A 13,140-nucleotide genomic window follows, 5' to 3' on the forward strand; every position below is an offset into this window, starting at 1 on the left:
CCCGCATAGGGACAGACGGCCTGATCTTTGTAAGTGTAGCGGGCTTAGAAGCCCGACTTCGCCTCCGCTTTTTCCTTGAGCAGCGGCGCGATTTCGAAACCATGCTTCTCGAGCGCCGCGACGATCTTGTCGGTGCCTTCCAGCCCCGCCCAGAACATCGGGCCGCCGCGATAGACCGGCCAGCCATAGCCATAGATCCACACGACATCGATATCGCTCGCGCGCTGCGCCTTGCCTTCGGACAGGATCAGTGCGCCTTCGTTGACCATCGGATAAAGCGTGCGCTCGATGATTTCCTGATCGGTGATCTCGCGCTTCTCGACGCCCGCCTTCTGACGGAACTGTTCGATGATCTCGGCGACGCGGGCGCTTTCCGACGGATTGCGCTTTTCGTCATAGTCGTAAAAGCCAGCCTGCTTCTTCTGGCCCCAGCGGCCTTCGGCGCAGAGCGCGTCGCGGATGCTTTCGATGCGGTTCGGGTCGCGGTGCCAGCCGATGTCGACGCCAGCCAGATCGCTCATCTGGAACGGCCCCATCGGCATGCCGAATTCGACATGCACCTTGTCGACCTGCGCCGGGGTTGCGCCTTCCATGAGCAGCTTCATCGCTTCCAGCTGGCGCGGCTTCAGCATGCGGTTGCCGATGAAGCCGTCGCACACACCGGCGACCACGGCGACCTTGCCGATTTTCTTGCCGATCGCCATCGCCGTCGCGAGCGCGTCGGGCGCAGTCTTTTCGCCGCGCACGACCTCGAGCAATTTCATGACATTGGCGGGCGAGAAGAAATGCATGCCCAGCACGTCGCCGGGGCGGTTCGTCGCGGTCGCGATTTCGTCGACATCGAGGTAGCTGGTGTTCGACGCGAGGATCGCGCCGGGTTTGGCGATCTTGTCGAGTTTGCCGAAGATGTCCTTCTTGACGCCCATATCCTCATAGACGGCCTCGATGATGAGGTCGCAGTCGGCAAGGTCGTCGAGGTTCAGCGTCGGGGTCAGGATGCCCATCATCTGATCGACCTGTTCGGGCTTGAACCGGCCCTTGGCGGCAGAGGCGTCGTAATTCTTGCGGATCACGCCGACGCCGCGGTCGAGCGCTTCCTGCTGCATCTCGACGATCGTTACCGGAATGCCCTTCTGGAGGAAGTTCATGCTGATGCCGCCGCCCATCGTGCCGGCGCCGATCACGCCGACCTTCTTGATATCGCGGAGCTGCGTGTCCTTCGGCAGGCCGTCGATCTTGGCGGCCTGACGCTCGGCAAAGAAGATGTGACGTTGCGCCGCCGACTGGCTGCCGAACATCAGCTTCATGAACTGTTCGCGCTCGAACGCCAGACCCTCGTCGAACGGCAGGCGCGTCGCTGCCTCGACGCAGGCGAGGTTGGCGTAGGGCGCCTCAAACCCGCGCCAGCGCTTGGCGTTGGCGGTCTTGAGCTGTTCGATGATGGCGACATCGCCGAACACCGGGCGTTCGCGCGTCGGGCGCGGGCCGTCGGCGACCTTCGCGCGCGCAAAGGCGATTGCGTCGGCTGCCAGGCTGTCCTCGCCCGCGAGCGCGTCGACGAGGCCGAGTTCCTTGGCCTTCGATGCGGGCAGCGGATCGCCCGTCGAGGTCATCGTCGCCGCGGCTTCGACGCCGACGACGCGCGGCAGGCGCTGCGTGCCGCCCGCGCCGGGCAGTAGGCCGAGCTTCACTTCGGGAACGCCGAGTTTCGCCGACGGCACCGCGACGCGATAATGACAGACCAGCGCGGTTTCGAGACCGCCGCCGAGCGCCGTGCCATGGATCGCCGCGACGACCGGCTTCGACGCCGCTTCGATGCTATTGAGCACCGCGTTGAAATCGGGACCGCGCGGCGGCTTGCCGAATTCGCTGATATCGGCGCCCGCGATAAAGGTCGCGCCGGCGCAGCGCAGCACGATCGCCTTGACGCTGTCGTCGGCGAGCGCGGCGGTGAAATTGTCTTCAAGGCCCTGCCGGACGTGCCAGCTCAGCGCGTTGACGGGCGGATTGTTGACGATGATGACGGCGACTTCGCCGTCCTTCTCCATCGTAACGCTGACGGGGGTTTCTTCGGACATGGGAGACTCCTTTGATTAGGCCCCGTTCGTATCGAGCTTTGTCGACACACGAACGGAATGGTGGTGTTGCATTTCAATCGTCGATGGCGGCGTGGACCAACGTCTTGACCTCGCGCCGTACGGGATAGGTGGAGGAGGGCATGAGCTGGGTCATAAAGACCATGCAGATCTGCTCGACCGGATCGACGAAGAAGCCGGTCGAGAACATGCCGCCCCAATAATAATCGCCGGTCGAACCGGGAATGCCTGCGGCCGCCGGATCGAGCGTGACCGCGAAGCCGAGCCCGAAGCCGACCCCGGCATTTTCGTCCTCGCTGAAGATGCCGACGCTATGCTGCGTCAGATCGCCGCCGCCGGGCAAATGGTTCGACGTCATCAGGTCGAGCGTCTTGCGGCTGATGATCCGCGTATCGCCAAGCTTGCCGCCGCCGAGCAGCATCAGGCAGAAACGGTGATAATCGTGGAGCGTCGAGGCGAGCCCGCCGCCACCCGAATGGAAACTGCGATCCTTCGCCCAGCGGCTGCGCGCGCCGGCATCGAAGTCCTGTTTTATGTCCTTCGGGTGAAAGGCATAGGCGTCGGCCAGCCGGTGCTGCTGGTCGGCGGGCACCTTGAAGCCGGTATCGACCATGCCGAGCGGGCCGAAGATGCGCTCTTGCAACACTTGCGCAAAGGGTTTGCCCTCGATGCGCTCGATCACCGCACCGAGCACGTCGGTCGCCATCGAATAATTCCAATGCGCGCCGGGATCGAACTGGAGCGGGATTTTCGCGAGATCGGCGATGAAGCCGTCCATCGTATAATCGGCATCGAAATCGTCGATCCGCGCCTTGCGATAGGCAGCATCGACCGGCGTTCGCTCCTGGAAGCCATAGGTCAGGCCGGCGGTGTGGCGCAGCAGGTCGACCATGCGGATCGGCTGCGCCGGCGGCCGCGTGAGAAACGGCACATTGCCGCCGCCTGCGACAAAGACGCCGGTGTCGTTGAACTCGGGGCAAAATTTGGCGAGCGGGGTCGACAGCGCGACTTTCCCCTCTTCGACAAGCATCATGAAGGCGACGCTGGTGATCGGCTTGGTCATGCTCGCGATGCGGAAGATAGCATCTTCCTTCAGCGCTTCGCCCGGCCTTGCTTCGCCGATGACCGACTGATGCGCGATCTCGCCGCGCCGCGACACCAAAGTCGCGGCGTGCGGCAAACGACCGGGCGCGATATATTTGGCCTCGAGAAAGGCGGGAATGCGGTCGAGCCGCTTGGTGTCGAAACCGTGGCTCACGAAATGCGAACTCCCTCAATTATGGCGGCAGCTTCGGCGAGCAACGCCGGGTCTATTGTAAGGTCGGCCGCCTTGGCGGTTTCGCGCAACTGATCGGGGCGACTTGCGCCAACTATCGCGCTGGTGATTCCCGGCTGCGCGATTACCCAGGCGATCGCCAGCTGCGCCAGCGAGCATCCGGCCCTGTCGGCGACGGTGTTCAGACTCTGCACCGCTTCCAGCACCGGGGCGGTCAGAAATTGTTGCATGAAATGCGCGTCATCGCCGGTCGCGCGGCTCCCCGCGGGCAGCGCCGCGCCGGGTAGATATTTGCCGCTGAGTACACCTTGTGCGAGCGGCGACCAGACGATCTGGCCGATCCCGCCTGCGATGCTGATCGGAATCACCTTCTCTTCGGCGCGGCGATAGAGCAGGCTGTATTGCGGCTGGCTCGACACGAATTTGACCGACGGCGGGGCGAGCGCGAGCGCCGCCGCGATCTGGTCCGGTGACCATTCCGAAAAGCCGATCGCGCGCGCCTTGCCGCTGCGCACGACCTCGCTCAAGGCTTCCATCGTCTCTTCCAGCGGCGTTTCGGGGTCGTAACGGTGGCATTGGTAGAGATCGACATAGTCGGTACGCAGGCGCGCGAGGCTCGCGTCGATCTGCTTCGCGACTTGGCTCCTCGACAGGCCGCGGTCGCTCTCGGTCATCGGGAAGAAGAGCTTGGTCGCGAGGACATAGCTATCGCGCGGCCGGTCCTTCAGCACATCGCCCAGAAAAGACTCCGCCGCGCCGCGACCGTAGATGTTCGCGGTGTCGATGAAATTGATCCCGACGTCGAACGCCGCATCGACGCACGCACGCCCTGCGCTGTCGTCGACCCCCGCGCCATAGGTCAGCCAGCTGCCGAGGCAGATGGTGGAAACGTTGATGCCGCTGTCGCCAAGGTCACGATATTGCATGGGCTTGCTCCGTCAGTGCGAGGTCTGGCCCAGCAATTGACGCGTCACCGGGTGCGAGCTGGTGAGTCCGCCGTCGACCGCTATGGCCTGACCGTTGACATAGCTCGCCTGGTCGCTTGCAAGGAAGAGGGCAACATTCGCCAGTTCCTCGGGCTGGGCGGCGCGGCGCAGCGGATTGAGCTGGCCGAGCTTGTGCGTGACCTCTTTCGCCTTGGCATAATCGAAGGTCGGTTTGGTCATTCCCGTTTCGGTGAGGCCGGGGCACACCGCGTTGACGCGCACGCCGCTCGTCGACAGCTGTTGCGCCGCGACCTTGGCGAGGTTGATCACCCCAGCCTTCGACGCCGAATAGGCGCCCGGGCCGGCGCCCGAATTCAAGCCGGCGACACTCGCGGTGAGCACGATCGCGCCGCCGCGACCCTGATCGACCATCGCTTTGCCGGCATGTTTCACCATCAGCGCCGGGCCGATCAGATTGACGCGCAGCGTCTCGGCCCAGGCGGCCGGGTCGAAATCGAAGATGCCGCCCATGTCGCCGATGATTCCGGCGTTGGCGAAGGCGACGTCGAGCGCGCCATAAGTGTCCTTTGCGGCCGCGACCAACGATATGACATCGGCTTCGACGCCCGCGTCGATTTCGAGCGCGACGGCGTCGCCCCCGGCATCCTTCACCAGCCTGGCGGTCTCGTGCACCGCCGCCGTCTTGTCGCCGATGACGAGCTTCGCGCCCTCGGCGGCAAAGCGCAGCGCGCTCGCGCGGCCGATGCCGCTGCCGGCGCCCGTGATAATCGCAACCTTGCCGTCCAATGCGCCCATCATGCGCCTCCCGAAATCGTGGCTCCGCCATCGCACACGATGGTCTGGCCGGTGGTGAATGCCCCCGCCTTGCTGGCGAGAAAGACTGCGGCGCCCGCAATCTCGTGCGGCTCGCCGATACGCTTCAGCGTCGATGCCGCGGTCGATCGCCGCAGATTTTCTTCATTTTCCCACAGCGCGCGCGCCATGTCGGTGCGGATGAGGCCGGGCGCGATGCAGTTGACGCGCACGCCGCGCGGGCCGAATTCGACCGAGAAATTGCGCGCGACCTGCATGTCGGCGGCTTTCGAAATCCCGTAAGCGCCGATGATCGGCGATCCCTTGAGCCCGCCGATCGAACTGATGATTATGATCGACCCTTCGCCGCGTTCGAGCATTTCGGGCGCGACCATCGCGATCAGCCAGTGGTTGGACAGGATATTATTGTCCATGATCTTGCGGAACTGATCGTCGCTGATCCCGAGGCCGGGGCCATAATAGGGGTTCGATGCGGCGTTGCAGACGAGCGTGGTGATCTTGCCGAACGCGGCGCGCGTCTCGTCGACGAGGTTCTGAAGATCGTCCTTCGACGAGATGTTCGCCGCGACGGCGATCGCGGTGCCCTCACCGAAGCGCGCATTGATCTCGGCCGCGGTGGCTTCGCAGGCGTCCTGCTTGCGGCTCGAGATCACGACCTTCGCGCCCTGTTCGGCCATGGCTTCTGCCGTGGCCTTGCCGATGCCGCGCGACGATCCGGTGATCAGCGCGACCTGGCCCGCCATGTCGAACAGGCTCACGCGCCCGCTTTCTTCGCGAAGTCCCAGGCCTTTTGCGCCAGCGGCAGGACACGTTCGGACATTTCCTTCGCATGGCTCGACGAGGCGGTGCCGTCGATGACGCGCTTCTTGATGCCCTGCATGATGCCCGCGAGGCGGAAGAAATTATAGGCGAAATACCAGTTCATGTCGGGCACGCCGTCGCGGCCGGTCGCCTGGCAATAACGTTCGACGACTTCGTCGAGCTCGGGAATGCCCAGCGCCTTGCGGTCGAGGTCCATGACCCCCGAACGGCCGCCATTCTCGGTCACCCACGCCATCGCCACATAAGTGAAATCGGCGAGCGGATCGCCGAGCGTCGACAGTTCCCAGTCGAGCACCGCGAGCACTTCGGGGCGGTCTTTCGCAAAGATCATATTGTCGATGCGATAATCGCCATGGACGACGCTGGTGCGCGTCTGTTCGGGCAAGGTCGCGGTCAGCCAGGTGATCAGCTGTTCCATCTCGTCCATCGTCTCGGTTTCCGAGAGGCGGTACTGCTTGGTCCAGCGATCGACCTGGCGGCCGAAATAATTGCCCGGCTTGCCGAAGTCCGACAGGCCGGCGGCGTCGATATCGACGCTGTGCAATGCGGCGAGCGTGTCGATCATCGCGTCATAGGTGGCGCGGCGGTTCTCGGGCGTCGATCCCGGCATCGATCCGTCCCAGATCGTCTGTCCATCGACCATGCCCATGACATAGAACCAGCTGCCGACGACGCTGTCGTCGGTGCAAAGCCCATATTGGCGCGCCACGGGGAAGCCGGTCTTGTGGAGGCCCGCCTGCACCTTATACTCGCGGTCGACCGCGTGCGCCGAGGGGAGCAACTGGCCGAACGGCTTGCGCCGCAGCACATAATTACCCGACGGTGCGCTGATCTTGTAGGTCGGGTTCGACTGGCCGCCGGCGAACTTGCCTTGCGTCAGCGGGCCCTTAAAGCCTTCGACATTGGCTTCCATCCATGCGGTGAGCTTCGCTTCGTCGAGCAGGTCGGCGCCCTCGGGCGCGACGGTGCCGCTGAACAGCTTCTGCGCGTCCATTGCCGTCGTCATTGGTCGAACACGATGACCGACCGTGCGGCATCGCCCTTTCGCATCTTGTCGAAACCTTCGTTGACCTTGGCGAGCGGGATCGTCTCGGCGACGATCGAGTCGAGGTCGAGCAGGCCGCGCAGGTAGAAGTCGACGAGGCGCGGGATGTCGACGGGGAAGCGGTTGCCGCCCATGATCGCGCCCTGCAATTTCTTGCCCGAAAGCAGATCCATCGCGGACAGGCCGACCTTTTCGGAGAGCGGCATCATGCCGAGGATCGTCGCGGTGCCGCCGCGGCGGAGCGAGGCGACCGCGAGGCTGGCCGATGCCGGGCGGCCGACGGCTTCGATTGCATGATCGACCCCGCCCTTCGTCAACTCGACGATCTGCTTCGCCGCATCGTCGGCCAGCGCGTCGACGACGTCGGTTGCGCCCAGCTTCTTCGCGAGTTCGCGCTTCTCGGGTACCGGGTCTGCGGCGATGATGCGCCCGGCGCCCGCGATCTTCGCCGCGTTGATCGTCGCGAGTCCGACGCCGCCGCAGCCGACCACCGCGACGGTCTCGCCCGGCGTCACCTTGCACGCGTTGAAGATCGTTCCCGCGCCGGTTGTCACGGCGCAGCCGATGACGGCGGCGCGGTCGAGCGGCATGTCAGGATCGATGCGCACGCAGGCATGTTCGTGGATCAGCATCGTTTCGGAAAAGGCGCTGAGGTTCAGCATCTGGTTGACGATGCTGCCGTCGGGGCGCGTGATGCGCGGTGCCGATCCGGCGGCACGGCGGGTGTCGCCGCCCATGCACAGCGACATGCGGCCGCTGACACAGAATTCGCAGTGACCGCAGAAGGCGGAGAGGCAGGTGACGACCGCATCGCCGACTTTCACCGTGCGCACTTCGCTGCCGACCGCCTCGACGATGCCCGCGGCTTCATGGCCGGGAATCGCCGGCAGGGGATGCGGATAGGCGCCATCGATGAAATGCAGGTCCGAATGGCAGAGCCCGCACGCGGCGGTGCGAATGCGCACCTCGTGCGGGCCGCAGTCGGCAACGACGACGTCTTCGATCGACAGCGGCTTGCCCGGCTCGATCAGAATCGCGGCTTTGGTCACAATTGCTCTCCGGTTTTCAGGTTTTAACGCGAAACGCCGATGTCGCCCGACGAAAAGCCGGGCTCGCTCGCTTCGCTATGCTTGGCGAATTCGATCCGCGCGATCGCACGCTCATGGACTTCGTCGGGACCGTCGGCGAGACGCAAGGTCCGTTGATGCGCATAAGCCTTGGCCAGGCCATAATCCTCGGACACGCCGCCGCCGCCATGCGCCTGGATCGCATCGTCGATGATCTTCAGCGCCATGTTCGGCGCCTGCACCTTGATCATCGCGATCTCGGCTGCGGCGGTCTTGTTACCGACCTTGTCCATCATGTCTGCCGCCTTGAGGCAGAGCAGGCGCGTCATCTCGATATCGATGCGGGCGCGCGCCAGGCGATGTTCCCAGATGCTGTATTCGGCGACCTTCTTGCCGAAGGCGACGCGCGACTGAAGCCGTTTCGCCATCTTGGCGATCGCTTCTTCGGCGACGCCGATCGTGCGCATGCAGTGATGGATGCGGCCCGGGCCGAGGCGGCCCTGCGCGATCTCGAAGCCGCGGCCTTCGCCGAGCAGCATCGCTTCCTCGGCGTTGACGCGCACGTCCTTCAGCTCGATTTCCATATGGCCGTGCGGCGCGTCGTCATAGCCGAAGACGGGCAGGTGGCGCAGGATGGTCACGCCGGGTGCGTCGAGCGGCATCAATACCATCGACTGCTGCGCGTGGCGCTTGGCGGCAAAGTCGGTCTTGCCCATCACGATCGCGATCTCGCAGCGCGGATCGCCCGCGCCCGACGACCACCATTTGGTGCCGTTGATGACATAATCGTCGCCGTCGCGCTCGATGCGCGTTTCGATGTTCGTCGCGTCGGAAGACGCCACGCGCGGTTCGGTCATCAGGAACGCCGAACGGATTTCGCCATTCATCAGGCGGCCGAGATATTTGTCCTTCTGCGCGCGGGTGCCGTAACGGTGAAACACCTCCATATTGCCGGTATCGGGCGCCGAGCAGTTGAACACCTCGCTGGCAAAGCCGACGCGGCCCATTTCCTCGGCGCACAGCGCATATTCGAGGTTGGTGAGGCCGGGGCCTTCGAATTCGAAACTATCTTCGACATGATGGTGCGCGGCCGACTTGGGCGGCATGAACAGGTTCCAGATGCCGGCCTCTTTCGCCTCGGCCTTCAGATCCTCGACGACCTGGATGACCTTCCAGCGATCGCCGGCCTTGTCCTGCTCGTTATAGGTCGGGACCGCGGGGCGAACCTTGCGCTCGATGAAATCGCGGACCCGGTCGCGCCAATAGACCTGCCGGTCGGTGAGATCGAAGTCCATCTGCGCTTCCTTTCCCTTTACGTTTACGTAAACCCTTGGACCGATTCGTCGGCCTTGCCAAGTCCTGCGGGCCCAAAATTACATCATCCTGCCGATTGGCGACATGATCGTTACGGATGTGCCCCGCTGGCGTCAGGTTCGGCGCGCGCCGTGTCGTCTAGCAGCGCCAGCCGCGCTTCATGATCGGCGCGCGAGATCGGGAATCGGCGCATCACGATCAGGCCGATCGTCCCGATGATCGCGATCGCCAGCGCATAGCCCGAGGCGAGGCTGGTGAGCACCTCATCGCCGACCTCGCCGGGTTTCGCGGCGGCAGGAAAGGCCGCGAAGGACAATATCTGTCCGGCAAGGAAGATGCCGACGCCCGTCGCGCATTTCTGCATGAAGAAATAGCCGGCGAAGAACAGCCCTTCGGACCGGCGGCCGGTCTCGCCCTGCGATGCCTCGACGACGTCGGCCATCATCGACGAGGAGAGGATCATCAGGATGATCGAGAAAGTGTTGCCGATGAAGACCATCGCAAAAAAGGCCGCGACGCTCGGCTTGCCCGGCAGGCCGGGGAAGACATCCTGAATCCACATCAGATACATGCCACTGTTGACGAGCAACGCGATTGCACCGGCGAGGATCGCCCCGCCCTTCTTGCCGAGCTTCGCCGACAGCGGCGCGACGAGCAGGAAGGCGGCGATCATCGTCCCGAACAACAGGAAGACATAGAGGCTCATCTCCGCGCCGGTCAGCCGCCAGAAAAAGCCAAGCAAATAGTTGGTCATCGAGAAAGTGATGCCCTGGTTGATGAAGGCGAACAGCGCGGCAAAGGTCAGCCACAGGAAAGCGCGGTTCGACAGCGTGTCGCGCATGTCGCGCAGGACATGGCTGAGCTTTGCGGTCGCTTTGGGCTGGTCGAGGTTCGACACCGCGATCCGGCTGTGCTGCCCCGCCGCCGACAGCATCACCGCGCCCGCCATCAACAGCGCGCCGGTCAGCGCATAGGGGAAATAACCCGCAGGATCGACGAGTCCGAGCGCGCCGTTGAAGAAGACCGCATAGGCGAGCCAGAGGATCAGCAACCCGCCGCCCCAGCCGAACAGATAGCGATAGCGCATCACGACGGTGCGCTCGTCATAGTCCGACGAAAGCTCCGGCACGATCGCGACCGACGGCACCTCGCACATCGACACCAGCGACCGGACGATGATCGCAAAGCCGATCAGCCAGGCGATCGTCATCGCGTCGCTCATCGCGGGTGGTGACCACAGCAGCATCCACGCGATTGCGAGCGGGATCGGCGCGAAATAGAGCCACGGCAGACGCCGGCCCCAGCGGCTGCGTGTGCGGTCGGTGAGTTCGCCGATCACCGGATCGACGAAGGCATCGGCGATCAGTGCAACCATGATTGCAAGCCCGACGATCCCCGCGTCGAGCCCGATGACCTGATTGTAGAAGAGCAGCAGGAAGGTCGAAAAGCCGTTGTCCTTGACGCCATAGGCGATGCTGCCGAGGCCGTGGGTGACCTTCAGCCAGACGGGCAGGCGTTCGGCTTTGGGGGCCGCGACGCTTGCCGCGCTCACGCGGAAGCTCCGGCTTTCGCCGCTTCCTCCATCGCGAGCAGGGCGTCGAACATGCCCGGCGTTTCCTTGTCCCACGCATGCCGCTGGCCGATCGTCAGCCCGCCGTCGACGAGCAGGTGCGTACCCGTCATGAAGCTTGATTCCTCGCTGGCGAGGTAAGCGACCGCATTGGCGATATCTTCGGGCTGGCCGCCGCGTGCAACGGGCTGCGCCTGCGCGCTCATCTGCGCGATCACCTCATTCGCCTGCGTCTTGAATTCGCCGGGCACGTCGAGCGACGCGGTGAAGATGTTGGTGTTGATGAAGCCGGGGCAGATGGCGTTCACGCGGATGCCATATTGCGCGAGGTCGGTCGCCGCGACTTTCGAGAGGTGCAGCACGCCCGCCTTTGCAACGGCATAGGCGATCGGCGAATAGCCCGCGCCGAGTGCCGCGACGCTCGCCGTATTGACGATCGACGCGCCCTTGCGTCCCTTCATGTGCGGTGCGGCATAGCGGATTCCCATCGCGACCGATTTCAGCACCAGATCCATCGTCCGGTCCCAGCCTTCGGGGCTGATCTCGTCGATCGGTGCGCGGTCACCGCCCGCCGCTGCGTTGTTGAAGACGATGTCGATCCCGCCCGCCTTCGCTGCAGCGGCGTTCATCAGTGCCTCGATATCAGCGGGCTTGGTCACGTCGCAGCGGATGAAGTCGATCTTGCCGTTCGACTGCTCGGCGAGCGCGCGTCCGCCCGCTTCGTCGATGTCGGCGGCGAAGACATGAGCGCCCTCGCTCGCCAGTTTCAAAACCGATGCTTTGCCGATGCCCGACGCTGCGCCGGTGACGACGGCTACCTTGCCTGCGAATCGCATGACCCATTCTCCCGTTTTCTTTTGCCACTTAGCTTAGGCGCCAAAGGTGACGCGTCAACGGCGGTCAAACCGACGCTACGGCGCCGTAACGGCAGGTCGGTCCAACCAAGTTGACGCTTGCGTAAAGCGGCGAAGCGGACGTAGATTTGGCTGCAGAAGAGGAGCCAAAAGGATGAGCGAACAGGACGCTTTCCGCGCCGAGGTGCGGGAATGGCTGGAGGCCAACTGCCCCGCCGAAATGCGCGAACCGATCCGCGACGAGGATGACGTCTGCTGGGGCGGACGCAATTTCAAATTCAAGAATGACGCCCAGAAAGCGTGGCTCGATGCCTGCGTTTCCAAAGGCTATACCGTCCCCGACTGGCCGAAGCCCTATGGCGGTGCGGGTCTGACGGCCGAGCAGACCAAGATCCTGAAACAGGAAATGAAACGCATCAAGGCGCGTTCGCCGCTCGACAGCTTCGGCATCTGGATGCTTGGCCCCGCGCTGCTGCAATTCGGCACCGAGGAACAGAAGGTCCATTATCTGAACCCGATCGCGCGCGGCGAAATCCGCTGGTGCCAGGGCTATTCGGAACCCGGCTCGGGCAGCGACCTCGTCAGCTTGCAGACCTTCGGCGAGGACAAGGGCGATCATTGGGTCGTCAACGGGTCGAAGATCTGGACCAGCTATGCCGACAAGGCCGACTGGATCTTCTGCCTCGTCCGCACCGACAAGACGAACAAATATCAGGGCATCACCTTCATGCTCTTCGATATGGAGAGCAAGGGCGTCACCACCAAGCCGATCCTGCTGATCAGCGGCAACTCGCCCTTCTGCGAAACCTTCTTCGACGATGTCGAGGTGCCGAAGACGCAGTTCGTCGGCGAAATCAACCGCGGCTGGGACGTCGCCAAATATCTGCTCGGTCACGAACGCGAGATGATCTCGGGCGGCGGCGCCGGCGGCGACATGGTCAGCATCGGCGGCGCCTTTGCCAAGGCGTTCGGCAAGAATGCGGCGGGCGAGCTCGACGATCCGATCCTGCGCGCCGAAATGGCGGCGTTCGACGTCGATGTCTTCGCCTATCGCGCGATGGGCGAACGCTTCATGGATATGTGGAAGACCGGGCGGGCACACCCCGCTTCGTCGAACATGATGAAATATGTCGGGACCGAGCTCAACAAGCGGCGTCACGAGCTGGTGATGTCGGGCGGCGGCAGCGAAGCGCTCGAATGGGATAGCGAAGAGACCAAGGGCGGTGCGCGCCCGCGCGCATGGCTGCGCACCAAGGCCAATTCGATCGAAGGCGGGACGAGCGAAGTCATGCTCAACGTCATCGCCAAGCGTATCCTCGACCTGCCCGGAGCCTGA

The 13,140-nt window shown here is 64.0% G+C and carries 11 protein-coding genes; 1 reads left to right on the plus strand and 10 read right to left on the minus strand.

Annotated elements, in window-relative coordinates; translation table 11 throughout:
• Positions 1–44 precede the first annotated feature (44 nt).
• From BLW56_RS08605 to BLW56_RS08650, 10 genes are all read right to left on the minus strand, one after another.
• Positions 45–2,078, minus strand: a complete 2,034-nt coding sequence (locus BLW56_RS08605; protein ID WP_093510119.1) for a 3-hydroxyacyl-CoA dehydrogenase NAD-binding domain-containing protein — start codon at positions 2,076–2,078, stop codon at positions 45–47.
• A 73-nt stretch (positions 2,079–2,151) separates the two neighbouring features.
• Positions 2,152–3,354 (minus strand): serine hydrolase domain-containing protein, encoded by a 1,203-nt coding sequence (locus tag BLW56_RS08610; RefSeq protein WP_093510120.1) that lies wholly within the window; start codon positions 3,352–3,354, stop codon positions 2,152–2,154.
• Positions 3,351–4,298, minus strand: a complete 948-nt coding sequence (locus BLW56_RS08615) for an aldo/keto reductase family protein (protein WP_093510121.1) — start codon at positions 4,296–4,298, stop codon at positions 3,351–3,353. Before BLW56_RS08615 ends, BLW56_RS08610 begins: the two co-directional genes overlap by 4 nt.
• A 12-nt stretch (positions 4,299–4,310) precedes the next feature.
• Positions 4,311–5,114: an SDR family NAD(P)-dependent oxidoreductase gene (locus tag BLW56_RS08620; RefSeq protein ID WP_093510122.1), complete on the minus strand. Its 804-nt coding sequence runs from the start codon at positions 5,112–5,114 to the stop codon at positions 4,311–4,313.
• Complete coding sequence (locus BLW56_RS08625) at positions 5,114–5,890, minus strand: SDR family NAD(P)-dependent oxidoreductase (RefSeq protein WP_093510123.1); 777 nt, start codon at positions 5,888–5,890, stop codon at positions 5,114–5,116. The genes BLW56_RS08620 and BLW56_RS08625 overlap by 1 nt, the downstream gene beginning before the upstream one ends.
• Positions 5,887–6,960 carry a phosphotransferase family protein gene (locus BLW56_RS08630; RefSeq protein WP_093510124.1) on the minus strand — a complete coding sequence of 358 codons (1,074 nt, stop codon included), beginning with the start codon at positions 6,958–6,960 and terminating at the stop codon, positions 5,887–5,889. Before BLW56_RS08630 ends, BLW56_RS08625 begins: the two co-directional genes overlap by 4 nt.
• Entirely contained in the window at positions 6,957–8,048 is a 1,092-nt protein-coding gene (locus tag BLW56_RS08635; RefSeq protein WP_093510125.1) for a Zn-dependent alcohol dehydrogenase, read from the minus strand. The genes BLW56_RS08630 and BLW56_RS08635 overlap by 4 nt, the downstream gene beginning before the upstream one ends.
• A gap of 23 nt (positions 8,049–8,071) precedes the next feature.
• Positions 8,072–9,361 (minus strand): acyl-CoA dehydrogenase family protein, encoded by a 1,290-nt coding sequence (locus tag BLW56_RS08640; protein ID WP_093510126.1) that lies wholly within the window; start codon positions 9,359–9,361, stop codon positions 8,072–8,074.
• 110 nt (positions 9,362–9,471) lie between these two features.
• On the minus strand, positions 9,472–10,932 hold the full coding sequence (locus BLW56_RS08645) for an MFS transporter (RefSeq protein WP_177175883.1): 1,461 nt from the start codon (positions 10,930–10,932) through the stop codon (positions 9,472–9,474).
• Entirely contained in the window at positions 10,929–11,786 is an 858-nt protein-coding gene (locus BLW56_RS08650) for an SDR family NAD(P)-dependent oxidoreductase (RefSeq protein WP_093510128.1), read from the minus strand. The genes BLW56_RS08645 and BLW56_RS08650 overlap by 4 nt, the downstream gene beginning before the upstream one ends.
• A 172-nt stretch (positions 11,787–11,958) precedes the next feature.
• Between BLW56_RS08650 and BLW56_RS08655 the strand changes: the two genes are divergently transcribed.
• On the plus strand, positions 11,959–13,140 hold the full coding sequence (locus BLW56_RS08655) for an acyl-CoA dehydrogenase family protein (protein ID WP_093510129.1): 1,182 nt from the start codon (positions 11,959–11,961) through the stop codon (positions 13,138–13,140).

This window comes from Sphingopyxis sp. YR583 (assembly GCF_900108295.1).
GTDB lineage: Bacteria > Pseudomonadota > Alphaproteobacteria > Sphingomonadales > Sphingomonadaceae > Sphingopyxis.

Bases quoted from the DNA above. Each gene is read 5' to 3' on its own strand.
- BLW56_RS08605 (WP_093510119.1), bottom strand. From the start codon at position 2,078: ATGTCCGAAGAAACCCCCGTCAGCGTTACGATGGAGAAGGACGGCGAA.
- BLW56_RS08615 (WP_093510121.1), bottom strand. From the start codon at position 4,298: ATGCAATATCGTGACCTTGGCGACAGCGGCATCAACGTTTCCACCATC.
- BLW56_RS08620 (WP_093510122.1), bottom strand. From the start codon at position 5,114: ATGGGCGCATTGGACGGCAAGGTTGCGATTATCACGGGCGCCGGCAGC.
- BLW56_RS08630 (WP_093510124.1), bottom strand. From the start codon at position 6,960: ATGACGACGGCAATGGACGCGCAGAAGCTGTTCAGCGGCACCGTCGCG.
- BLW56_RS08640 (WP_093510126.1), bottom strand. From the start codon at position 9,361: ATGGACTTCGATCTCACCGACCGGCAGGTCTATTGGCGCGACCGGGTC.
- BLW56_RS08650 (WP_093510128.1), bottom strand. From the start codon at position 11,786: ATGCGATTCGCAGGCAAGGTAGCCGTCGTCACCGGCGCAGCGTCGGGC.
- BLW56_RS08655 (WP_093510129.1), top strand. From the start codon at position 11,959: ATGAGCGAACAGGACGCTTTCCGCGCCGAGGTGCGGGAATGGCTGGAG.